The 22,827-nt window shown below is 67.0% G+C and carries 18 protein-coding genes; 4 read left to right on the top strand and 14 right to left on the bottom strand.

Translation table 11 applies throughout. The features are described 5' to 3' along the window. The 9 genes from FIV42_RS16640 to FIV42_RS16600 all read right to left on the bottom strand — a co-directional run bounded on the left by FIV42_RS16640 (nucleotide 1) and on the right by FIV42_RS16600 (nucleotide 10,397). On the bottom strand, nucleotides 1-2,148 hold the full coding sequence (locus FIV42_RS16640; RefSeq protein ID WP_222615253.1) for an amino acid permease: 2,148 nt from the start codon (nucleotides 2,146-2,148) through the stop codon (nucleotides 1-3). 87 nt (nucleotides 2,149-2,235) lie between these two features. Next, nucleotides 2,236-4,977: a tetratricopeptide repeat protein gene (locus tag FIV42_RS16635; protein ID WP_141198777.1), complete on the bottom strand. Its 2,742-nt coding sequence runs from the start codon at nucleotides 4,975-4,977 to the stop codon at nucleotides 2,236-2,238. Nucleotides 4,978-5,071: 94 nt separating this feature from the next. Beyond that, the gene (locus FIV42_RS16630; protein WP_141198776.1) at nucleotides 5,072-5,380 is read right to left on the bottom strand and encodes a DUF5658 family protein; all 309 of its coding nucleotides are present in this window, start codon (nucleotides 5,378-5,380) and stop codon (nucleotides 5,072-5,074) included. 210 nt (nucleotides 5,381-5,590) lie between these two features. Next, nucleotides 5,591-6,910: a DCC1-like thiol-disulfide oxidoreductase family protein gene (locus tag FIV42_RS16625; protein WP_141198775.1), complete on the bottom strand. Its 1,320-nt coding sequence runs from the start codon at nucleotides 6,908-6,910 to the stop codon at nucleotides 5,591-5,593. Continuing rightward, nucleotides 6,907-7,404 carry a hypothetical protein gene (locus FIV42_RS16620; protein WP_141198774.1) on the bottom strand — a complete coding sequence of 166 codons (498 nt, stop codon included), beginning with the start codon at nucleotides 7,402-7,404 and terminating at the stop codon, nucleotides 6,907-6,909. Before FIV42_RS16620 ends, FIV42_RS16625 begins: the two co-directional genes overlap by 4 nt. Then, nucleotides 7,401-8,147 carry a sterol desaturase family protein gene (locus tag FIV42_RS16615; protein ID WP_141198773.1) on the bottom strand — a complete coding sequence of 249 codons (747 nt, stop codon included), beginning with the start codon at nucleotides 8,145-8,147 and terminating at the stop codon, nucleotides 7,401-7,403. The genes FIV42_RS16620 and FIV42_RS16615 overlap by 4 nt, the downstream gene beginning before the upstream one ends. A 186-nt stretch (nucleotides 8,148-8,333) precedes the next feature. After that, on the bottom strand, nucleotides 8,334-9,005 hold the full coding sequence (locus FIV42_RS16610) for a dimethylsulfonioproprionate lyase family protein (protein ID WP_141198772.1): 672 nt from the start codon (nucleotides 9,003-9,005) through the stop codon (nucleotides 8,334-8,336). Continuing rightward, nucleotides 9,002-9,562, bottom strand: a complete 561-nt coding sequence (locus FIV42_RS16605; RefSeq protein WP_141198771.1) for an RNA polymerase sigma factor — start codon at nucleotides 9,560-9,562, stop codon at nucleotides 9,002-9,004. Before FIV42_RS16605 ends, FIV42_RS16610 begins: the two co-directional genes overlap by 4 nt. Nucleotides 9,563-9,641: 79 nt before the next feature. After that, nucleotides 9,642-10,397, bottom strand: coding sequence for a fatty acid desaturase CarF family protein (locus tag FIV42_RS16600; protein ID WP_168210706.1), 756 nt, complete (start codon nucleotides 10,395-10,397; stop codon nucleotides 9,642-9,644). Nucleotides 10,398-10,615: 218 nt separating this feature from the next. On the opposite strand from FIV42_RS16600, the gene FIV42_RS31175 reads away from it, so the two are divergent. Next, a complete protein-coding gene (locus FIV42_RS31175) occupies nucleotides 10,616-12,430 on the top strand; it encodes a serine/threonine protein kinase (protein ID WP_141198769.1) in 1,815 nt (604 codons plus the stop codon). A gap of 5 nt (nucleotides 12,431-12,435) precedes the next feature. Beyond that, nucleotides 12,436-13,326 (top strand): tetratricopeptide repeat protein, encoded by an 891-nt coding sequence (locus FIV42_RS16590; RefSeq protein ID WP_141198768.1) that lies wholly within the window; start codon nucleotides 12,436-12,438, stop codon nucleotides 13,324-13,326. A gap of 13 nt (nucleotides 13,327-13,339) precedes the next feature. On the opposite strand, the gene FIV42_RS16585 is transcribed toward FIV42_RS16590, so the two are convergent. From FIV42_RS16585 to FIV42_RS30190, 3 genes are read right to left on the bottom strand one after another with little or no spacing between them, the layout of a single operon-like run. After that, nucleotides 13,340-16,606, bottom strand: coding sequence for an NHL repeat-containing protein (locus FIV42_RS16585; RefSeq protein ID WP_141198767.1), 3,267 nt, complete (start codon nucleotides 16,604-16,606; stop codon nucleotides 13,340-13,342). A 40-nt stretch (nucleotides 16,607-16,646) separates the two neighbouring features. Further along, nucleotides 16,647-18,581, bottom strand: a complete 1,935-nt coding sequence (locus FIV42_RS16580; RefSeq protein ID WP_141198766.1) for an RCC1 domain-containing protein — start codon at nucleotides 18,579-18,581, stop codon at nucleotides 16,647-16,649. Nucleotides 18,582-18,604: 23 nt separating this feature from the next. Next, a complete protein-coding gene (locus tag FIV42_RS30190) occupies nucleotides 18,605-18,781 on the bottom strand; it encodes a hypothetical protein (RefSeq protein ID WP_168210705.1) in 177 nt (58 codons plus the stop codon). Nucleotides 18,782-18,963: 182 nt separating this feature from the next. Between FIV42_RS30190 and FIV42_RS16575 the strand changes: the two genes are divergently transcribed. Continuing rightward, nucleotides 18,964-19,587 (top strand): TetR/AcrR family transcriptional regulator, encoded by a 624-nt coding sequence (locus FIV42_RS16575; protein ID WP_141198765.1) that lies wholly within the window; start codon nucleotides 18,964-18,966, stop codon nucleotides 19,585-19,587. 1 nt (nucleotide 19,588) lies between these two features. Here FIV42_RS16575 and FIV42_RS16570 read toward each other — a convergent pair whose 3' ends face one another. Continuing rightward, nucleotides 19,589-19,990: a hypothetical protein gene (locus FIV42_RS16570; RefSeq protein ID WP_141198764.1), complete on the bottom strand. Its 402-nt coding sequence runs from the start codon at nucleotides 19,988-19,990 to the stop codon at nucleotides 19,589-19,591. A gap of 110 nt (nucleotides 19,991-20,100) precedes the next feature. Continuing rightward, a complete protein-coding gene (locus FIV42_RS16565; RefSeq protein WP_141198763.1) occupies nucleotides 20,101-20,454 on the bottom strand; it encodes a helix-turn-helix domain-containing protein in 354 nt (117 codons plus the stop codon). A 325-nt stretch (nucleotides 20,455-20,779) separates the two neighbouring features. On the opposite strand from FIV42_RS16565, the gene FIV42_RS16560 reads away from it, so the two are divergent. Continuing rightward, nucleotides 20,780-22,564: an SLC13 family permease gene (locus FIV42_RS16560; RefSeq protein ID WP_222615252.1), complete on the top strand. Its 1,785-nt coding sequence runs from the start codon at nucleotides 20,780-20,782 to the stop codon at nucleotides 22,562-22,564. The last annotated feature ends 263 nt before the right edge of the window (nucleotides 22,565-22,827 follow it).

Genomic DNA, 22,827 nt, shown 5'->3' with positions numbered 1-22,827 from the left:
CTAGGCCTCCAACATCGTGCGTAAATCCTCGATCGCTTCGGGGTGGCCGATGAAGATGACGTGGTCCCCGCGCCGGATAGTCGTATCGGGCGCGGGGACCTCTATCTTCCCATCTCGCCGCAGCCAGGCGACCAGCGCCCCCTCGGGCACGTCGACCTCCCCGACAGGCTTGTCGAGGAGCAGGCGCGAAGGCCCGCTCTCCTCCACCACCACTTCGAAAAACTGCTCGTTCGGCAGAAGCAACGCCTTGACGCGAGCTTCGTCGGCGGCGTCGAGCCATGCGTCGACAAACCCGGGCTCGTCGACCCTCGCGGCGAGCTTGGCGAGCAGGCGCAAGTGGCCATCGGCCTGCTCATTGGGTCCGATCAGGCACAAGATGGCGTAAATACGAGCGTGGGGAAGCCCCGGTTTCTCCTCCGAAATCCAGGCGCCTCGACTCAGCCGCACCATCACCAGTTGCGTGCCCTCAAACGAGTCCACGCGCAGGTGGGGCACGGCCGCGCCGTGCGACACCGGCATCAATTCGCTGTCGAACTCTTTGGACAGGCACTCCCGCAGAACCTCGGCGTCCACGGGCAAGTATTTGCTCACGGAGGTGCAGGCGGTGCGCATGGCGTCTTCGAACGAGACGTCGCCGTCGATGTCGATAAAGATCGCGGTGGTGACCAACTCCTCGAAGGCGTCCTCAGCGTTGAGCCCCTTGTCGGCGATCACCTGGCGAAGCTCGTGGTGCAGGCCCGTGTCGGCCTGATGGCCGAGCCGGCGAAACACGTGGAAGAGCGCGCCGCCGCGCTTGACCCGTCGGTGCGCGTACAAAAAGTACCACCCCAGCGCCAACACGATCACCCCGAGGGTGAAGAGCACCGGCATCCACCCCATCTCGATGATCAGCCAGACGGGAATGATGACGCCGGCGATCTGGGTCCAGGGATATAACGGGGAGCGAAAGCCGGGGTGATAATACTCGAGCTTGCTCTCGCGCATGATGATGGTCGCCAGGCACAACAGCCCGAACAAGATGAGCTGGATGGCGCTGGCGAGCTTGGCCAGCGACGCCACGTCCAGGAGCAAGACGGCTGCAGCCATGGTGCCCGCCGAGACCAAGATCCCCAGGGTCGGAGTCTGGAACCGATTGAGCTTGCTGAACCCCGACGGGACGAGCTGGTCGCGCGCCATCGCCAGCGGGTAGCGCGACGACGACATCACCCCGGCGTTTCCGGTCGAGGCGAACGCGGCGATGGCCGCGGCGACCACCAGGACCAGCCCGGTCGGCTCGGGCAACCAGTCGAAGAAAGCCTGCCCAGCGGTGGCCACCGGGGTCAGGTCTTCGTGGAACGCTGCCGGGTCGAGCAGCGCCACCATCACGAGCACGCCGGCCACGTAGATCGACACGGTGCACCCGAGCGCCAAAAACATGCCCAGAGGCACGTTTCGGTCCGGGTTTTTGACCTCCTCGGAGATACTGGCCACGTGCGTGAGGCCGGCGTACGACACGAAGACCAGCCCGACGGTCGAGAAGAGACCGCTCAACCCGAAGATCATGAAGGGAGAAAACTGCTCGGAGAACTGCTGCTGCGGCAGCTCGGCCACATTCCAGAGTCCCTGGAACACGAAGAAGCCGAGCACCGCCACGAGGACCACCACCAGAATGCGCTGCAGACCGGTGGTCTCCTTGGCGCCCACGAGGTTGATGACCGTAAAGGCGGCGATAAGCGCCAGCGCCACCGGCTTGATGGGCAGGTCGACGAAGATCGCCAGGTAGGCGCCCATGCCGATGAGCGCAAATGAGCTCTTGAGCACCAGCGCAATCCAGGTGCCCACGCCGCCTACCGTGCCCATCAACGGGCCGAGGGTGCGGTCCAAAAAGAAATAGGCCCCGCCGGCGCGCGGCATGGCGGTGGACAACTCGGCGGCGCTCAGGGCCGCCGGTAAGACCAACAGGCCCGAGATCAGATACGCGAGCACCACCGACGGGCCCGTCTGGGCCGCGGCGATGCCGGGCAGCAAGAAGAACCCCGAGCTGAACATCGCGCCGGTGGCGACGGCGAAGACGTCGAAGAGTCCCAGCTTCTTGTCGAGCTTCGTATCGCTCGGCTCCTCGGCAGCCCCCTCAGCAGGTAAGTCGGCGGTCGATGGTGCAGATGTCACGCGGTACTCCCGATCACTGAAAGTGCGCCCAATGCAGCACTTTCGAAGCTAAGCGAGAGACCGCAAAAACAAAGGTGGCCCCGAGAGTTAGATCGACGCGAACCCGTCCGGGCCGGTGCGCCGGTAGATCTGCTCGACGACCGGCTCGAAGGCGTCCGGGTCGCCCACGTACAGCGGCAGGCCCTGCTCGCCGGTGGGCACGTCTTCGCCGGCGGCGTCGGGGTCGTACTCGGCGAGCATCTCGCGGGCGGCGAAGTAGTCGTCGGGCGGGAAGAAGCCCAGCGCCAGGGCGAAGCGCACCGCCGTGTCGAGGATGCGCGCGGCGAGCTCGGGGGGGCTGGACTCGAGGTTGCCGTGGATGTCTTGCAGACGCTTTTTGAGCCCGCTGTAGCGATCGGGGCCGAGCGAGGAGGCGAAGATGACCTCCTTGACGCCCTGGCTGCCCAGATCGACCAGGAAAGCGGCGGCGACGTATTTGTCCTCGGAGACCTTCCGGCTCACGAAGACTGAGGCGAGCTTTTCGACGTCTCGCCAGTTCTCGGAGACGAGGCACTCGTGCAGCTCGTAGGAGGCGAGCTTGGCGCCGTCGCCCGGGTGCGGGGCGTGGCGATGGCTGTGCTCGGCGAGCAGGGCTTTGGCCTCGTCGGGGCCCACCGGCTCGGTGGGGATGCCCAGGTCGCGAAGCCTGTCGGGGTCGGGCACGCCGCGCCCGTCGAGGCGGTCGGCGTGCTCGTAGGCCTCCTTGGCCTTCGCGTCGGCGTGAAAGCGCACGCAGAAATGACCCAGCCGACGCCACGGCTCGGGGCGGTCGGGTTGGGCGTTGGCCTGCGCTTCGAGGTGCTCGATGCCCTCGCGCGGAGTGCGAAAGGTGGTGCCGTCCCACAGCTCCGGATGCCACACCTGCAGGGGCGAATCCTCGGGCCAACGCTCGGCGTCGGCCAGCGCGGCGATCATCGCCGCCAGCCTGTGCTCGGCGCGCTCGGTGGGCTCGACGCTGTCGACCGCCCCGCAGTTGGGGCACTCGACGATGCGGTCGAACAAGACCGCCGCGAAGGGGTCGCGCAGGTCGACCTCGCGCTCGCGGTCGAGGTACAGCTCCCTGAATGTGTAGTCCGAGACCGTGTCGCACTCGGTGCACCGAAGCGACAGCTCCAGCGGCCCGCCGTCGGGCAAGGCCGCTGACAGGTCGCCGTCGCCCGAGATCATCGCCTCGAGGCGCTTCTCGTAGCGCGCCTCACGCGAGGAGAGCTCGTCGAGGTCCTTTTTGATGCCGTCGGGGAGCTCGTCGAGGCGGCCGGCGACGTCGGCCACAAACGCGATCGCGTGGGCCAGGCGGTACTCGCCGGGCTCCCACTGCTCCATGAGCGGCTCGAGGCTGTCGGGGTCGGCGAGCTCGGAGAGGGTCTCCCACAACACCTCGTTCTCCTCGGTGCTCGCCAGCTTGTCGAAGCGCTCCAAGATGAGTCGGCTGGCCCACGTGTAGGGCACGGTGGCCAGCGCCAGGAGCGCACTGTCGGAGACGACCGCGCCGCCCAAGAGCAGGCGGTCGGGCTCGTCGGCGACCAGGCCAGGCTGGCGCTCGAGCGCGCAGATGAGCGTCTCGGCGGCCCAGTCGATGTCGTAGCCGGCGCGCTCGTCCTCCATCTCGTCGACGAGCACGCTCAAACACGGGGTGACGTCGTAGCCGTCGAGGCGCGAGGCGACCTGCAGGGCGTCGAACCATTCGAACTCGTCGTCGATCCGGTCGAGCCACTGGGTCACCAGCTCGCGCTGGTCGTCGCTGCCCGTCCAACGCGCCTCGATCATCTCCTCGAGGCGGTCGCGCTCCGTGCCAATCGACCAGCCGTACAGGTCGAGCACCGGCTCGAGGCCGTCGCGCTCGTCGAGGGTGGCCTCGATGTCGAAGACCAGGAGCACCGCCTCCTGCAGCGCGAACGACAGCTGGGCGCGCATATAGTCGTCGGGGATGCGTTGCGGGTGCTCGTCGAGGGCCCCGGCGAGCACGAACGCCCAGTCGAGCGGCGGAGCGTCGAGCTCACGCGCGCCCGACTCGCCGATGGAGCCGATGGTGTCGAGGCAGTGGCGGCTGACCGCCTTCCAGTCCTCCTGGGCGACCAACTCGGCCAGCTCGTCGCAGCGCTCCTCGAGCATCGACGGGTCGACGCGCGAGCTGAAGATGTCCTCTTGGCTCGGGTGCCACTCGATGGGCATGTCGGCGCCGAGCTCGGGCAGGCCGAAGCCGGCGCGGGCCATCAGGCGCACCAACAGGTCGTCGCGGTTGGGGTCGCAGGTGTCGAGCTTGCCCAGCGTCTCGAGCAGCGGCGCGGCCAACTCGGCGGTCGCCGCGGTGGTGCAGGCGGCCAAGAAGTCGGGGTTGTGGGCGAGCCGGTCGCTCCAGAACGCACACGCCGCCTCGCTAAATCCGTGCGGGTCGCGCTCGGCCCACAGCTCGAAATAGGTCACCGCCCCGGGGCTGCCAAAGGCCGTCTGGCACGCCTCCTCGTCGCCGCAACTGGCCAAGAGCACCGTCGACAGCCGCTTGGACCAGTGAGGCACGTCGTCGCGCGTGGAGAACGCGGCGACCGCCTCGGAGCACTCCTTACGCCCGGCGCTCTCGAGCATCGTCAGCGCGTTGGCGGCCACGTGCGGCTCCTCGTCGGCCAGCATGTCGACGGCCAGGGGCACCACGGCCTGCTCGCCGAGCATGCGCGCGAGGCGGTCGAGCGCCCAGCTTCGCGTCTGCGCGCTGCGCCCGGTGTCGCGCACCATGGCGCGCAGTCGGGATTCTTGCCAGATAGGCTCTCGAGAAGACGCTTTCGATTCGGACATCGTCCAGCTCCTATAATCATTGATGGTCGACAATATTGCCGGTGACAAAAGCTAAGGCGGGCGCGCCGCGTTCCAAGCTCACAGCCCCCGAATGTCAGCCGAGCACGGTCGACCAGGCCAGATAGGACGGAAACGACAGGTGGTAGACGATCAGCGCGTAATACAGGCCGAACAACGCGATCGCCGCGACCATGCTCAGCATGCGGTCGCAATGGCGCCACAGCAGCCAGACCGACAGGCCCACCAGCGTCAGCTTGGTCGCCACGAATAAGACCGGGTGAATGTCGAGAAGGTGCGCCATCAGCGGGTTGGCCTCGTAGGCCAGATCCGCCGACACCCACGTCACGGTGGCCACCGCGTCGATGGCGTTGAGCACAAAGATCGCCCCCACGAGATAGGTCATCCACTCACGGCGCTTCTCGAGCGCGTCCCCGCTTGCTCCCCCTCGACTTGTCCCCGCTCGATTGACCGTCGCCTGCGATGCAGCCCCCTCCATCGTCGCCCCCTGCGCAAATCAGTTCCAAGTATCCAGCCACACGAACCGTCCCCATTTGGTCTCGTCATGACAGTACTCTGGAACTTGGACACGGGCCGGGAGCGCGCCAACGCCCCATCACCAATCAAAGCGCCCCCGCACCTCCGGCGGCATCATCGGGCACGCCTCTTTGGGCCGCTCGAAGAGCTTGTGGCGGATCGCCGCCACGCCGTCGTAGACGCGGTCGCGCACCCCGCGCGGCACCCACGAGGCGGCCGTGGCGAGCACGCGCCACAGCCCGCCCAGGCGCTTGCCGAGGTACAGGATCGCCTCGGAGCGCTCCAACACCTCGCCGCGCTCGGTGATGACGATGACGCTGTCGGGCATCTCGGAAACACTGCGCTCGGGGGCGGCCTCACCCAGGCGACGAGCGAAGGCGTCGCTGGCGAGAGGTGCGAACCGAAACGCGTACGGCTCGGCGGGGTCTTCGGCGAGCAGAAACCGGACGGTGCGTTGGCACAGCCCGCAGCTTCCGTCGTAGAAGACGTGGTCGAGCGCGCCGTCGCGAAGCTTGCCTATCCAGGCGGGGTTGAAGGTGAGCAGGTGGACGGTGAGCATCCCCACGGTCAGGTCGGCGAAGGCCACCGTCGACAAGATGCCCAGGTGCAGGCCGACGAGCGACAGCCACAGCCAGGGGCGCAGCCGGCCGACCAGCGCCAGCGGCAGCGCGAAGAGCTCGAGGGCGAGCGTGCTGTAGGTGGCCGCCTGCAAGAGCACGTCGGGCAGGCCGAGTAGGAACTCACGCAGGGCCGTGTCGCGGGCGAGCGGGCTCTCGAGCACCTCGGCCAGGGCGGTGCCGTCTTGCCACGACGGGCTGATGAGCTTGGTGTAGCCGCTGTAGGTGTAGCCGACGGCCATCAGAATCCAGGCGGCCGAAAAATACGAGCGCGGCAACTTCCAGCCGCCCTGCGGGTCGGTGCGCCCGCGGGCGTCCCAGGCGCCGAAGGGCTTGCCGGGGGTGGCTGCGTGCAACAGTAGCATCCAGCCGACGAAGGCCAGGCTCGGGTTGCTGATGAGCGGGTTTCTGCCGAACAGGCACGCCCACACGTACCACAGGCCGACCGCTACGAGGCGGTCCTTGAAGCCGGCGGCGAAGGCGAGGCTTCCGACCGCGGCCGCCACGAGCAGGCCGGTGACGAACCAGGGCGGGTCGAAGAAGCTCAAGACGTTCGGGAAGACGAACGCCAGAGGGCTTGTGGCCGCGTCGGCCAGGACGCCCTCGTTCGAGAACATCTCGGCGCCCCACGGGATCAGATGCACGAAGTGCACGCACAGGTAGACGCCCAGGATGGCCCGGTAGACGCTGTATTGGCCGCCGGTCCATCCGTGCGGGGCGCGAAGGCGCATGAGGTCGCGGCCGAAATTGTCCGGTTTGTTTCGCTGTGTTTTCGTACTCATGAGCAGGGCACCTCGATGAGCGTGGGGAGTTCTCCCAGGTCGAGCCCGTCGCGCGGCACGTAGCGCACGCTCACGCCGCCGTCGACGGTCGCCGGGTCGATGCCGAGCTCGCGCAACACCGGCGCCTCGCCGCACAGGGCGAACTCGCTGGCCGCGTCGAACATCGGCCGCGCCGGCGCCTCGGTGTAGAGCACCGGGCCGAAGGCGAGGATCGCGCCGTAGATATTGCGCCGGTTATACGGGCCCTGCAGCTTCGGGTAGACCTGGGGCGTCAGCGCCATGACGTGCTCCTCGCCGTCGACGCTTCGCCACTCCAAAAAGAACTCGGTCGAGTAGGTCTCCAGGCCCTTGGCCGCCGAGAAGACCTTGGGCGCGGGCGAGGCGACGGTGGCCGCCGCCAGGCCCTTGAGCGGGCCGATGCCCAACAGGGCGCCGACCATCTGGGCCAGGCCCAGCACCAGGAGCGCCAGTGCACGGTAGTCGAGGCGACTCATTCGGCACCTCCCTCGCCCACGAACGGTTTCTTCTGCACGTCACGCCCGGCGAGCATGTCCATGACCTGGAGCTCCTCGTCGGCCTCGAAGCCGCAGTCGTCGTCCCAATTTTTGGGGTTGTGGAAGGTGCCGAAGAGCATGTCCCACAGCGGCAAGTCGCCGTAGTTGTACCGGTGCAGCCCGCGCTGGTGGTGCACGCAGTGGCTCTCGGGGCGCTGCATGATGTAGCCGACCCAGTGCGGGGTTTTGACGTTCCAGTGGTAGAAGAACTCGGCCAGCCCGCTCAAGAGCGTCGCGTAGGCGGCTTGGGTGGGGCTCAAGCCCACGAGCAGGTAGACCACCGCGCTCGAGATCAGCGCGTTGGTCACGATCTCGATGGGGTGCTTGTAAAACGAGGTGATGATTTCGAGGCGCCGCGGGCTGTGGTGGAGCTGGTGGAGCCAGTTCCACAAAAACTGCGACTCGTGGCGCGCGCGGTGCCACCAGTAGTACACGAAGGTCAGCACCAGGTAGCCGACCAGTCCACCGAGGGTCGGCCCCAGCGAGTCGAGCGACCAGAGCCTGTGATCGGCCATCCAGCCGTCCCAGGCCACGCCGGCAAAATAGACCGCGGCGACCTGAATGCCGTTGAATAAAATCGCCCGGCCCCACCAGCCGGCCACGTCGGGCCACTCGCGCGCCGGGCTGGCCAATTCGACGGCGATCATGACGATGCCAATGCCAATAACAATCAGAGGAATCATGGTTCGACCTTAGTGAGAGTGCTGCGGACCAGTGTCGCACAGGCACTTTGCAAGTGTCGAACCAACAGTGCACGCCCTCCCCCGCGGGCGCTGACATGCATGTCGGTGGGTTGGGTACGCCTACTCCGTCGAGTACGCCTACTCCACAGGGGGAGGAGAGGGACTCCTAAACCCCTCCCGACGAGTTTACAACGCCGGGTCGTTCGGGCCGAAGTGGGTGTCGCCGACGTCGATGCCGTGGTGGGCGACGACCAGGTAGATGAGCGCAGGGGCGTCGTCGAGGGCGGCAAAGGCGTGGCTCGTCCCCGAGCCGTGCTCGACGACCTCGCCGCGGCGGTAGACGGTGCCATCGGCGTCGCGCAGCCCGCCTTGCAAGACCAAGGTGGTCTCGGCGCCCCGGTGGGAGTGGTGGGGAAAGGCCATGCCCGGCGTCATGCGCACGAAGCCGACGATGGCCTCGTCGACCGAAGGACCGCCGTCGATGTGGAAGAGCTCGAGGCCCGGAAACGGCCCCTCCTCCCAATGGCTCGCCTCGTCGACGCGGCCCAAAAGCCTCAGGGCGCGTTCGGTGGACAGATCGATGATCTCGGCGACCTCGTCGGCCAGATCGGCGAAGCGCGCCTCGGGCGTCGCGGCGGCGAGTAAGTCGTCTCGCAGGCCGGCCGACGGCTCGACGGGGTCGAGCGCCGCGGCGAGCTCGACGAAATGCTGCCGGGCGCGCTCGAGAGCTCGGGCGCAGCGCGTACACTGAGCGGCGTGGGCCTCCAGCGCGGCTTCTTCAGCCTCGTCGAGCGCCCCCGCGAGCCAGTCATCGAGCATCGAGTCGATGTGCCCTGTTTTGTCGAGGTGCTCGGTCATGTCGAGCCTCCTTGGTGGGCGCCGAGCAGCGCTTCGAGCCGTTCGCGCGCCGCAGCCAGCCGTGATTTGACCGTGCCCAGTGGGATGTCGAGCAGCTCGGAAGCCTCTCGGCACGTGTGCCCGCGAAAATACGTCAACCCGAGGACCTGACGCAGCCGCGCGGGCAACTCGTCGATGACCTGGCGCAGCCGCGCGTGCTCGGCGTCACTCGCCGGGTCCTCGGGCGCGCGCCAATCGGGCGAGTCGGTGTCGACGTCGTCCAGGGAGTCGAGCCGATTGCGCCGCACGGTGCGGGCGCGGTCGAGGGTGCGGCTTCGCATGCGCAGCATCAGCCACGTCTGCACCGTCCCGCGGCTCGACTCGTAGGTGTCGGCGCGACGCCACACCTCCAAGAAGACGTCGTGGAGCACGTCCTCGACCTCCTCGCGGTCACCGAGGCGGCGCATCCCCAGCGCCATCAGGGCCGAAGCATAACGGTCGTACAACTCGCCGAGCGCCTCGCGGTCGCCTGCGGCGATAGCCTCGACCAACCCCTGATCGTCCACGTCTCGAGCCATAAACGGCACATCACTTCGAACACAATCGCACGTCGGGCGAATGTAGCAATCGAGGTGTGGGCGCTCAAGCCTCGCCGACTCAGACGGACGGCGGCGGGCAGGCCGGCTCGTGATGCTCCGCCGGCGTCTGCTGCGGCGGCCGTCGCCTCAAGAACCGCTCGCAGCGCGCAAAGAGTTGGAAGCGCTCGAGCAGCGGGTTGAGCCAGCCGCTGGTGATGCAGTAGTCGGTCTCGAACGGCGCGGTGTGGTGGCGGTCGTGGGCTCGAGGCGACAAGATCAGACCGCGCCGCTGCATCCACGCCACCACCGCCGGCACCTCGTCCATATGCGCCCACTTGTGGAACTGGTTGGTCATGAAGATCGCCAGCGGGAAGCTCACGAAGAACGACCCGAAGGCGAGCCACGCCGCGTCGAGTTGAGCCGGGAGCATCCAGGCGGCCGGCGCCAACACGAGCAGCAGCACCAGGCTGTTGTTACCGTTGACCTCCACGAAGTCGTGGTGGGTGATCCTTTTGGGAAAATCGTGGTGCTCGCGAAAGGGGCGGATGAACGCTTCGCCCAAGACCGGTGTGTCCGGCGTGCCGAAGCGGTCGGCCAGCCAGTGCACCATCCCCGAGACGAAGTCGGCGGCGACGTAGCCAACCAGCCCCGCGCCGAGCGCACAGGCCCAACTGAGCAGGCTGGCGGTGCTCGCGAGCGCCGCCAACAACCTCCACGACATCACCACCATCAAGGCGATGGCTGCGGCGATGGCCAAGATCTCTAAGAAGCGATGACTCGGCGAATACTCGTAGTGGGCGCTCGAGGCGCGCCACCAGTGACCCAAACTATTCATACGACTCGTACCGTGACTGCAAAAAACCATTCATTCATCCGTCACAGGAAGTACGAGCCAGCTCCGATTTTGGATCACCAGATTTTTCAGAAATTTTCTCTGTAGAGCCAACGCGCACCCGGCAAAAAGCAATAGACAGCCTACCGTCCTCACCCATACACTCCCGCTTCAAGCAGTTTTATACCGGTGATTTTCAACGACTGTGACCACGACAGACGATGGCAGGTCAGCAGGACAACTCGAAAGCATATTGCCCTGAATGCGGTGAGGAGTACGCCGCGTCAATGGAGGTATGCCCCGAGGACGGCCATTCGCTGTACACCTACCGGCTGCGCGACGCCGACGACGACCCGCTGCTCGGCGAGTTGCTCGACGGGCGCTTTCGGCTCGAGCGCGTGCTCGGCGAAGGCGGCATGGGCAAGGTCTATCAAGGGGTGCAGTTGTCGGTGGGACGCAGCGTGGCCGTCAAGGTGCTGCACTCCGAGATCTGCGACGACGAGATGGTCATCCAGCGCTTCTTTCGCGAGGCGAAGGTCATCTCCGATTTTGCCCACCCGGGCATCGTCAACCTGATCGATTTCGGCCAGGACGCCACCCACGACGTCCTCTACCTGGTCATGGAGCTGGTCGACGGGTTGTCGCTGGGAAGCCTGCTCGAGCGCGGACGCATCGGGCTGGGGCCGGCGCTCGAGATCACCCGGCAGGTGTGCAGCGCGCTGAGTGAGGCGCACGCCCGCGGGGTCATCCACCGGGACCTGAAGCCCGAAAACCTGATGCTGCTACCCATCGCCGACGGCTCGGTGCAGGTCAAAGTGCTCGACTTCGGCATCGCCAGCGCGCTGAAGGCCGACACCAAGCTCACCTCCACCGGCACGGTGTGCGGCACGGCGCACTATATGGCCCCCGAGCAGGCGCAGGGCCAGGAGATTGGCCCGGGCACCGACATCTACTCGCTGGGCGTGGTCTTGTTCGAGATGCTCACCGGGCAGTTGCCGTTTACGGCCGAAGCGCCGCTGCAGCTCATGCTCAAGCACGTCCAGCTCGAGCCGCCGTCGCTCCGCGAGATTTTGTCCGCCGACGACGCCCCCGACAAAGTCGTCGAGCTGGTCGACCGCACACTTCGCAAGCGCCCAGAGGGCCGGCCCGACAGCGTACTCGACCTGCGAGACGCCATCGAGGCCATCCAGCGCGCCCACGGGCTGCTGCCGATTCGGGTCGACGCGGCCGCCGCGCTCGACGAGGTCTTCGACGCCTGGCTCGTCCAGGGCAAGACGCGCGCTCGGCTGTCGAATAGCGACGAGATCGCCCCCATCACCGAGATCGGGGCCACGGGCGCGCGTACCGACCGCGGGTTTCCGCCGCCGGCGTCCGACGAGGAGCGCGAGCTGGTCTTTGCCGAGACGCGCGCCTCCGGCCCCGGCGTGAACACCGACAAGGCCCAGACGGCGGCGTCCCCGTCGAATCAGGCGACCGCGCCGGCTGCGGACTTCGACTCGAACACCTTCGAGTCGGCCGGCGCCCACGGAGACACGAAGTTGTTGTGGGTGGTGGGAATCCTATTGATTCTCGTGCTTGGTATTGGTGGGGTTGCCGCCTCCTTGCTTGCTGAGGATGAAGGCGGGGAAACGGAGACGGTCACGGAGACGGAGACGGTCACGGAGACGGAGACGGAAACCGGGAGCCGGGAGCCGGAAACCGGGAGCCGGGGGCCGGAGACCGGGGGCCGGGAGCCGGAGCCGGTCGCGGAGACGGAGACGGTCACGGAGACGGAGACGGTCACGGAGACGGAGACGGTCACGGAGACGGAGACCGGGAGCCGGGAGCCGGAGCCGGTCGCGGAGACGGCCACGGACACGAAGCCGAAACAGGAGCCGAAGCCCAAACCGGTCGCGAAACCCGAGCCAAAGCCCACACCGGTCGCAAAACCCGAGCCGAAACCCGTCGCCAAACCCGAGCCGAAACCGACGCCTGAACCGAACGACGAGCAGCCTGCGGCCAAAGACGACGGCCTCGACTTGTTCCCCATGGAGTAGATAGAGTGAGCAATCCAGCGATGAACGCCAACTCGAAGATGTTCCGTGTAACGCGGGTCGCCCTCGCCGCCAGCCTGGCGGCTGCGTGCGCTCTGGGGACGACGCCCGCACTCGCCCAACAAGGTGACAAGCCGGCGGTGAGCGCCCAGGACAAGAAGAAGGCGCAGGCCCACTTCGACAAGGGCGCCGAGTACTACCTGCAGGAGCGCTACGCCCGCGCCATCGTCGAGTTCCGCAAGGGCTACGAGAGCTATCCCGAGGCGATGTTCCTCTACAATATCGCCCTCGCCCAGGCCAAGCTCGGCCAGCACGACAAGGCGTTGGCGACCAGCGAGCGCGCCGCCGAAGGACTGAAAGGAAAGACCAAGGCGGCCAACGCTGCGCTGGGCGCGGCTTGTACGGTCGCTCTGGGCGCCCCCGAGCGCGCGGAGGCGATGGCCGAGGCGGCCAGCCGAGCGCGCGCCGAAGCCCCCACCAAGGACGCTCGCCCCGACGAGAAGAAAGACCCGGTCGACGAAGCGCCTGTGCTCGAGACCGCCGAGGGCCTCGGTGTGCTCGGCTGGACGGGCACGGCGATGCTGGTGGTGGGCGGAGCGGCGCTGGCCGGCGCCGGCTGGACGTCGATCGAGCTCGAAGACGACTGGGCGGCCTACGAAGAAGCCGGCGCCGACGCCGACTCGGCGCGCTATGCGCAGCTACGCGAGGACATCTCGTCGAAGCAGGACCGCGGCCAGATTCTGTTGTACTCGGGCGCCGGCCTGGCCGTCGCCGGCGCCGCGCTACTCACCGTCGACCTGATGAGCGGCGCAGAGAGAGAGCCGACAGCGTCGAGCTACACGCTGACGCCTTCGGTCGGCGCGGACGCGGTGGCGCTCGACTTCACGCTGGCATTTTAGGTTCCCAAGTCGCTCAAGGCGACTCGAGCGCGCGAATCTCGGCGCTGCCCGACGCGGACGGGTCCCCTTCCTCGACCACGATCAGGCGCCCCTGACTGTCGAACGCCGCGGTCTGGCGCACCGGCGAGGTGAACGTGAAGACCAATTTGACCTCGTCGGCTGCCTTTCGGTCGATGCGATAGACCTCCCCGTTGGTACTCCCCACGAAGACCCGCGAACGCGCATCGACGATGGGCGAGGCGACCACCCCGCCACTCACCTGCTCGACGATCATCTTGCCGACATTGCCCGGCTCATTGGGATCGAGCGAGTAGATCTTCCCGCCGCTCGGCTCCACCGTGCCCACGTACAGGTAGCCATCGGCATCGATCGCCACACGCCCGTGAACGGCACCGCCCAGCCCGTACGTCCAAATCACGGAGCATCGACGCCCATCGATGGCGAAGAGCTGGCCGGTCAGCGTGCCCACGTACACCGTCTCGTCGAGGCCGACGGCCAGGTCCGCGACGACCTTGCCGCCCAGGTCGATCCTCGACGCGCACAGCTCGTTGCCGCTCTTGTCGAAGGCGGTAAATTCGTCGTTCGTGGGGTTCTCGATAACCGCGTAGATACGCCCGTCCGCTCCGAGCGCCGGGGCGACACTGCCGTCGACTCGGGTACTCCCGGGGATCGTAAAGATCTCCGTCGTCCCATTCGAGATGCCGTAGAGGCTGCCGCCGATGCTGCTAAAGAAGAGATTGCTGCTCGAGTCGAGCAACGGCGAGCTGTAGACGACGTTGTAGGGCTCGTTGTTCGCCGTGCCGGTCGCCGTGGCATACGAGCTCAGATAGTTGCCCTGCGTGGACACGCTGATGACGCTTCCGTACTGGACGCCATCGGAGACCCGGCGCTTTTTCAACCCGTACGAGATCGTGCCGTTGGCCGAGATGACCGGGGTCGACGCCTCGCTCTCGTAGGCGACATAGGTCTGGTTCCCCGCGCTCCATTGCTCGACGGGAAAACTCCCGCCGTCGAGCTGGCCGTTGGCCGAGATCGTGTGCAGCGCGCCATCACTCGAGACGACGAAGAGAGCGCCCGAAGCCCCCGCGACCGGGCCGCTGGCAGGGCCGCTCGGCAGCGACGTCAACCATACACTCGACAACGAAAACTCTCCGCTCGGCCCGACCACCGGCGCGACGCCGCGGCGCGTCGGGCAGAAACCGTCCATCGGCCACGGCGATCCCGCCAGTGTGCCGCCGGTCTCACCGCAGGCTGCGCCACTGCGCCGCAGATGCACGACGAAGCCGGGATCATTGCCCGTGGCCGTCAATTCGACCGGCTGGGCCGAGCCGCTCCAGAACGAGGCGTGGTTGCCGAGATCGCCCACCGTCACCAGCGAGCCGGCGGGCGTGGCGGCCATGTCGCCGCCGCGTTGGGTGTCGGAGTTCGTCGGCGCCGACCTCGCCCACTTGAGCGAGCCGTCGAGGAAGTAGCGGGCCACGTACACGTCGGCCCCGTTGGCGCTTCGCGGGCGCAAGTAGGTCCCGTTGGGCTCGAGGTCGCCGAAGCCGACCGGCTCGTCGAATTTGCCGTACACGGCGATCTCACCATCGGCCGCGGCGACCGCTTCGACCGTCTCGGTGCCGGCGCCGCCCGCCGACGCCGCGGTGACCGCTTGTTGTGTGGTGATGTCGTAGGTGGCCAAGAAAATATCCGAGGTCGCCGCCTCGGGGTCGGCGAGCGTGGGCTCGAGCATCATGCCGTCATAGGTGCCCGCGACCGCCACCGTGTCGAGGTCGACCCCTGTGACCGCCGCCGGACGCGCGGCGTCCTCGCCGTCGATGCGTTCGAGCCAGGTCGCCCGGCCCTGCGAGGCGTCGAGCACGAGCAAAAACCCGTCCGATTGGCCGGTGGCGACAATGGTCAGGACCTCACCAGTACCGCGCGCGAACGACAAGCTCCCCTGAAAGGAGCCCACAACCGCGAGCTTGCCGCCTTCGAGCCGGGCCATGTCGGCCACCTCGAGGCTGTTTTCGCTCTCCAGATGCGCGGCCCACTCCACATACCCGTTGCTGTTGAACGCGGCGACGAAACCGTTTTGGGCGGCTCCCGACGCACCGGAGGTGAAGCCGAGCACGAAGTCCGAGCCATCGAAGCTCGCCTCGCCGTTGAAGTTACCGGCCGCGAAGACATTCGCGCCGGCGTCGACGGCCACGACCCGCTCCTCGCGGCTGCCCGAGATGTGGGCGATCCACTCGTAGCTAGTCTCGGAGAGGGCGGCGACGAAGGCGTCGGTCTCGTCGGCCTGCAAAACGGTGCCCAGTTGACGGTCGTCGCCGAAGACGAGGTCGCCGTCGAAGTGGCCGCCGGCCGCGATCGAGCCGACTCCGTAGGCCCCGACGTCGCTCACGTGCTCGTCGTTGCTTCCGTCGAGGCTCTTCGCCCACTCGACGACGCCATCACGGGCGTACGAGGCGACGAAACCTGCCGAGCCGCTCGTGGGATTGAGCGCGGTGCCGCCGAAGACGGCGTTTTCTCCGGCGTTGATCGTACCTCCGACGTGCACCCGGCCGCCCTGGCCCTCGCTCTCGACCGCCACCGCGCTGGGATAAGCGCCGAACGTGCGGTCCCCGTAATTCGGGCACTCGAGGGTGATGTGCGCGTCGGTGTCGTCGCAATCGGGCCGATGGTTGAAGTAAGCGTCGCACCCGTCGAAGAACCCATCCCCGTCGTCATCGTTGCACTGCCCGCAGCGGACCCACACGTCCCGGTCGCCGTCGTTGCAGTCTCCGGGGCGCGCCACCCAGTCGACGCTGGGAGCGAAGCAGGCCGCGGTCTGATTGTTCTGGTCCCCGTACCCGTCGCGGTCGTTGTCGCGATACCAGGTCTTCTGATCGACCACGTCGTCGTCGGCGTCGTCGATGTCGCCGTCGCAATCATTGTCGACGCCGTCACAGACCTCGTCGCGCTCCTCGCACGGAATCTCGGCGTCGTCTTCGACGTCGGAGGCGTCCGAGGCGTCGGTGGCATCAGCAGCATCGGTCGTATCGGCCGCATCCGTGGGATCGGTCGTGTCCGTGGCGTCGGACGTGTCGCCCGCATCGGCTGCATCGGCGTCGGTACCTGCGTCGAGCACTTCGGCGTCCGCGCCGGCGTCGGCCTCGCGCAACTCGACCTCGTCGAGGTCGCGGTACAATGTGTCACAACCGGTCGAAAACGAGCCGGCCAGGCCGACCCAAAGCAGCACGGTCGTCAGTCGGGCCGAGATTCGAAGCTGCGGCGAGGCGTTGCGTATGTCCATGGCAGATATCACCAAACACGGCGTGTCAGTTGTCGAAATGTCAGTCGTTGATGCTGAGCACGTAGGTACCTAGCCCGGCATTCGAGGGTGTATCGATCACGATCACATACGTCTCGCCCGCCGTGGCGCTGAGTGTGAGCGACGAGCGCCCGTCGGCCGCCGAGGCCACGTCGCAGGCAATTTCGGCGCCCGCCGCGCTCTCGTCGCAGGTGTCGAGCACGTAGAGCACCGTGGAAAGGCCCGAGCCCTCGGTGGTCAGCGTGTATTCGGCCGTCGACGGAGCGGTCCACGTGAAGACCCGCTCGCGACCGTTCGTGTCGGTGCCGCACGAGCCCACGAAGTGATTGCCCTCGGCGCCGCTGAAAAAGCCGGTTGTGACCGACTGGCCCACAGTCGAGCCCAGGTCGCTGGCGCAATCGGGATCGGCGCAATCGGCGCCGTCTTGGCCATCGTTGTCGAGCCCGTCGCGACAAAGGTTGAGCTCGTCGTCGATGGGCGCAATCGTGGCCACCGGCGTCGGGGCGTAGCGGGGCTGGGCCCCGTCGGGGTGCTGGTTGTCGCCCAGCACGCGCGCATCCAAACTCTCGCCTGCTCCCGAGCAGTACACCCGGCCGGTGTCGACCACCACACAGGTAAACGCCCCGCCGCCGGACGCGTCGACGACGGTCTTGCCCACGTAGAACGGGATCTGCACGGGCGCCGGCTTGTCGGCCGCCGAGCCGAGCCCCAGCTCACCGACTCCACCTTTGCCCCAGCACCACAGCTCGCCCGACGCCCGCAGCGCACAGTTGTGATAGCTGCCGGAGAAGAGCTTCTCGGCGTCGTCGATGATGTCGGTCTGCACGGGCACATGCGTCTCATCTCCGGGAGCCGAACTGCTGCCCGTCACGCCGCCCCACGTCTCGCCCCAGCACCACACCGCGCCGCTCTGCTGGCGAGCACAGCCCGTCTTGCTGTTCAAGCTGATTTCTTCGACGTCAGCCAGGCCGACCACCTGCGTGGGCGTCGAGGTGGTGCCCTGGTTCGTCCCGTTGCCCAGCTGAGCGTCGCCGTCGAGGCCCCAGCACCACACCGTGCCGTCGCTCTTGACCGCGCAGGCAAACTGCTCACTCGCCTCGACGTCGACGACGTCGGTCAGCCCGGAGACCGGCCCGCGTGCCTCCGAAGCACTCGTGGTCCCGCGGCCGAGTTGGCCGTCATTGTTGCGCCCCCAGCAGACGGCCTGGCCCGCAGCGTCGATACCGCACGTAAAGCCGCTGCCCGCGCTCAAGTCCGTCACGCCCGCTGCGGCGGTAATCTCGACGGGTGTCGGCGACTCGCCCACCGATGAGGGGAGTCCCAGTTGGCCGTGCGCGTTGTCGCCCCAGCAAAAGACCGCCCCCGCCGAATCGACCACGCAGCTGTGGTTCGCCCCCACGGTGAGCTCTTGGGCGTCGCTGATGCCGACCACCTCGGTGGGCAGCGGCGCGTCGTCCCTGCTGCCGTGGCCGATTTGCCCGTTGCTTCCCTCGCCCCAGCACACCACGCTCCCTGACTGACGCCGCCCACAGGTGGTGCGGGCGTAGCTGTCGAGGTCGATGATCTTGTCTATGTCGCCGCCGTCGCAAATATCGCCGCCTGCATCGCAGGAGGACTGGGCATCGGCGTCGCGCGCGACGTCTGCAGTATCCGATGCATCAGACGCATCAGTCGCGTCGGCGACGTCCGCTGCGTCGGTGGGCTCGATCGTATCCGTGGCGTCGGATGGTTCGTCCGCATCGACGGCGTCGACGGCGTCGGCGACATCGGCCGTGTCGCCTGTGTCGAGAACGTCGGCATCCGAGGCGGCGTCGGCCTCGCGCAACTCGACCTCGTCGAGGTCGCGATACAGGCTGTCACAGCCAGTCGAAATTGTGCCGACGAGGCCGACGAGGAGTAGAAGCGTCGTCATCCGCGCGGAGACGCCGCGCTCGGGCAGCGGGTTGGAATCACTCATGACAGATATCACCAAACACTACTTCACCAATTGTTGATTTTGAGCACGTAACGCCTTAACCCGGCGTTGTGCAATGAGTCGACCACAATCACGTGCGTCGTGCCCGCCGTGGCGCCGAGCGTCAGCGAGGGGCGGCCGGCGGCGGACGGCGCTCGGTGCCCCTGCAATCGCCACATGTGGCCCGGCATCGTCGAGCGCATCCGCATTCATCGTCCTGTATCGATCAGTACACGCCGACAGGGCGCGAAGACGTGCATACTCCTCTAAAAATGAATGGCCCGACTATACGCCAAGGTGTGTGGGATGGGAAGGTGGCGACAGGGGGTGGACGAGTGTTGCCCGGCCTGCACCCGTGGGCACGTTCTAGACGGATACGAGCTACATGAAGGAGGAGACTATGCCGCAGCAGGAGAGTTCGAGACCCGGGCGAGGACGCCCCCGCGACCCGGCGCGTGGCGAGGCGATTCGGCAAGCAACCCTCGAGCTGCTCGACGAGCTCGGCTACCACGGGCTGACGATGGTCGACGTGGCGCAGCGCGCTGGAGTCGCCAAGACGACCATCTACCGAAGGTGGGATTCGAAGGCCGAGATGGTGTTGGACGCCATCGCCGAGCAGGTCGTGCCCCGCGAGTTCGAGGAGACCGGCGACGCGCTCGCCGACCTGCGCAGCGTGGTGGCGCAGTTCTATGCCCGGGTGGCCGGGCGCGCCCACACGGAGCTCCCGATGGCGCCGGCGGCGTTGCTGCGCGAGGCGGAGCTGACCGACGCGTTCCACAAGCGCTTCGTCACGCCGATGCGCGACCATGCACGGGCGCTGGCCGAGCGGGCCATCGAGCAGGGAAAGCTTCGCGAGGACGTCGACCCGACGATGCTCGTCGACCTGCTGACGGCGCCGGCGGTCTACAAGCCGGTCGTGCTCGACGAGCGCGCCGGTGCAGACGACGCCGACGCGCTCTTCGTTATGGTCATGCGGGGGTGTCTTCGCGGGGATGAGCCCCGCGTGTGAATCAGGTACGCACGGGACGCGCGGTGCCCACGCGCCGTCTCGAGGGCTCGTGCGCGCGGCGTTTGAGCGCGGCGCTCCAGACCTCCAAGAGGAGCACGACCCCGCCGCCGATGACCAGACTCAAGAAGGTGAACATATGGCCGAAGGCGAGCGCGATGAAAGCCCCTCCGACCGCAATCAACCCGCCGGCGGCGGCCGCCCAGGAGTAGCCGGGGCTGTCGTCTTGCAGTGCGGCCGCGGTCATCAGAAAGGCGAGCGCGCCGCCGATAAACGCCATCCAGCCCACCGGGGCCATGACCGTCGAAATCTGCGCCATCACCGTGGCGATGAGCCAGCATCCGGCGACAAACGCCAGGATATCTTGCCAGCGGCGATGATGGACGTCCCACCTTTTCCAGTTCATGCGAGCCTCCGTGTCCACGAGACGAGTCAATGCGTCGTCTATCACAAGTGGTCGTCTATGAACGTGGGGGCGCGCCGCCTCACAGCAAGCCGATGGGCGCCGCTCGGGGCTCAGGACCCGTCGGGACGCGCGCTCGAGCTGAGCCAATTGAGGTAGCGCTGCACGATCTCGGGCATGTCGCGGATCATCAGCAAGAAGAGCCGCGTCGACTTCTCCGGCCGGCGCACGCCCTGCTCCCACTTGCGCAGCGTGTGCACCGAAAAGCCGTAGGCGCGCGAGAACTCGGTTTGCGACAGGCCCAGCCGCTTTCGAATCGACTTCACGTCGATGTCGAAGTCGTCGGGGATATCGATCGGGCTGACCGCCATCGACTCGTTGAACTCGCCGCCGGGGGCCGGGCCCTGCTTTTGGAGACGTTCGATCAATTCTTCGGCGATGTCGTGCTGCTCACTTTGCTGTGCCACAGTCTCACTCCGTCAGAATCATGCTCGAAAGGAGTACATATACCCATTGGGCTACAACGTAAGCGTACGAGGATGAGCTTCAATGGTGAAGGGGCAATTCATTTGCGCTCGCAAACACGTTTCAATGTGAAACATCCCGTCGAAACGACCCGCAACAGGCCGCGCGCCCTCGGGGGTCCCACCATCGGCGTAATCGCCTGCACCAAAGAAATTTCGAGGCTGGCCCGCTTTGTGCAAACGACCTCTCCCGACGGGCGTCATGGCCCGAACCAAATGAACCTGAAGCGAGGGATGAATCTTGGAAGCGTTGACCTTTGAAATGATCATGGTGCTAGCCATCCTGGCCGGCGCCGTCACACTCTTTGTCACCGAGGTCGTCCGCATCGACGTGGCGGCCATCATCATCATGGTCGTCATCGGCCTGTCGGGGCTGGTGGGGGCCGACGACCTCTTCGCCGGCTTCGCCTCGAACGCGGTGATTTCGATCATCGCGGTGATGATTTTGGGCGCGGGCCTCGACCGGGTCGGGGTGATGCGACGCGTGGCGGCCTTCTTGCTGCGCATCGGCGGCAAGACGGAGGGGCGCATCTCGTCGCTTATCTCGACGGCGGTGGCCACCATCAGCGCGTTTATGCAGAATATCGGCGCCGCCGCGCTCTTCTTGCCGGTCGCCGAGCGTCTGTCGGAGCGTACCAAGATTCCGGTGAGCCGCCTGCTGATGCCCATGGGCTTTGCGGCCATCCTGGGCGGCACGATGACCCTGGTCGCCTCCGGCCCCCTGATCCTCCTCAACGACCTGCTCGCCTCGACGGCGAGCAACCTGAACGTGGAGATCGAGCCCTACGGGCTGTTCGCCCCGACGCCGATTGGCGTGACGCTCGTCATCTCGGGCATCCTGCTCTTTGCCTTCGCGGGCAAATGGCTGCTGCCCAACAAAGCAGCCGACCGCGACGCCCACGCCGATTTGCCCGGCATCGCCGCCATCTACGGACTCGACCAAGATATCCGCGCTTACCTGGTCCCCGAGGGGAGCGACCTGCTCCATCGGCGAGTCGCCGACATCGAGGCCGAGCACGAGGGCATCCTCGTGGTCGCCGTACACGACGGCGACGGGCTGACCATCGCCCCCTACCGCGACTACATCATCGAGCCGGGCATGGTGGTGGGGCTGGTCGGCGACGGCCGCGCCGTGGAAGCCTTCGCCGCGGAGCAAGGCCTCAACCCCGTCGAGAGCGACCCCTTCACCATCCTGCACGACAAAGAGCACGCCGGCTTGGCCGAGGTGATCATTCGCCCGGGCGGCGACGCAGTGGGCAACACGGTGCGCGAGTTGCGCCTGCGCGAGCTGTACGACGTCACCCTTCTGGCGGTGCACCGCAACGGCAAAGTCATCACCGACGACCTGCGCCAGGTCAAACTCGAAGCCGGCGACGTGCTCGTGCTGTTCACCCCCTGGGGCCACCTCGACAACCTGGCCAAGCAGCCCGCCTTCGTCATCCTCTCCGACTACCCCACCGAGCCGCCGCGCACCAACAAGATGTGGTGGGCCCTGGGCGCCTTCGCGCTGTCGCTGAGCCTGGTCATCTTCACCAGCCTGCAGCTCTCGCTGGCCCTGATGGTCGGCGCGGGCATCGTGCTCGTCTCGGGCGTGCTCACCGCCGACGAGGCCTACCGCGCCGTCTCCTGGAAGACCATCTTCCTGCTCGCCGCCCTCATCCCCCTGGGCCAGGCCGTCGAGGACACGGGCACCGCCGCCTGGATCGCCGAGAACGTCATCAACGCCGCCGGCGGCCTGCCCCCGTGGGGCATGCAGCTGGTCATCGCCCTGGTGACCACGGTCTTCACGCTGACCATCTCGAACGTGGGCGCCACGGTCCTGCTCGTGCCCCTGGCCGCCAACGTCGCCGTAGGCGTCGGCGCCGACCCGGCCCAATTCGGCCTCATCGTCGCCCTGGCCGCCTCCAACGCCTTCTTGCTGCCCACCCACCAGGTCAACGCCCTGCTCATGGGACCCGGCGGCTACCGCGTCAAAGACTTCATGCGCGCCGGCACGGCGATGACGGTGCTCTTTTTGGTGGTGCTGATTGTGACGGTCAATATCTTCGTGTGATGCGTGGCGCCTGCGGCGCGGGCCTCGGCGCCTGCGGCGCGGTCGTGGGTCTTGGGGCTTGAATGTGCGCCCAGGCGAATCGTTACGTGAAGACCCCCGCGGGCTTGTCCCGCGGGTGAATCAGCCTGCGCAGCTAACGCCGCCGGTCGCCCCACCCACCATCCGCGCATCCTCCATCATCCCCGCCCATCCGCGCCCAATCCGCCTATCATCACCCCATCCGCGCTCAGCGCCATCAGCGCCATCCGCGCTATCAGCGCCAT

Source organism: Persicimonas caeni (assembly GCF_006517175.1).
In the GTDB taxonomy this organism is placed as follows: domain Bacteria; phylum Myxococcota_A; class Bradymonadia; order Bradymonadales; family Bradymonadaceae; genus Persicimonas; species Persicimonas caeni.
This window is presented reverse-complemented; position numbering and strand designations above follow the sequence as displayed.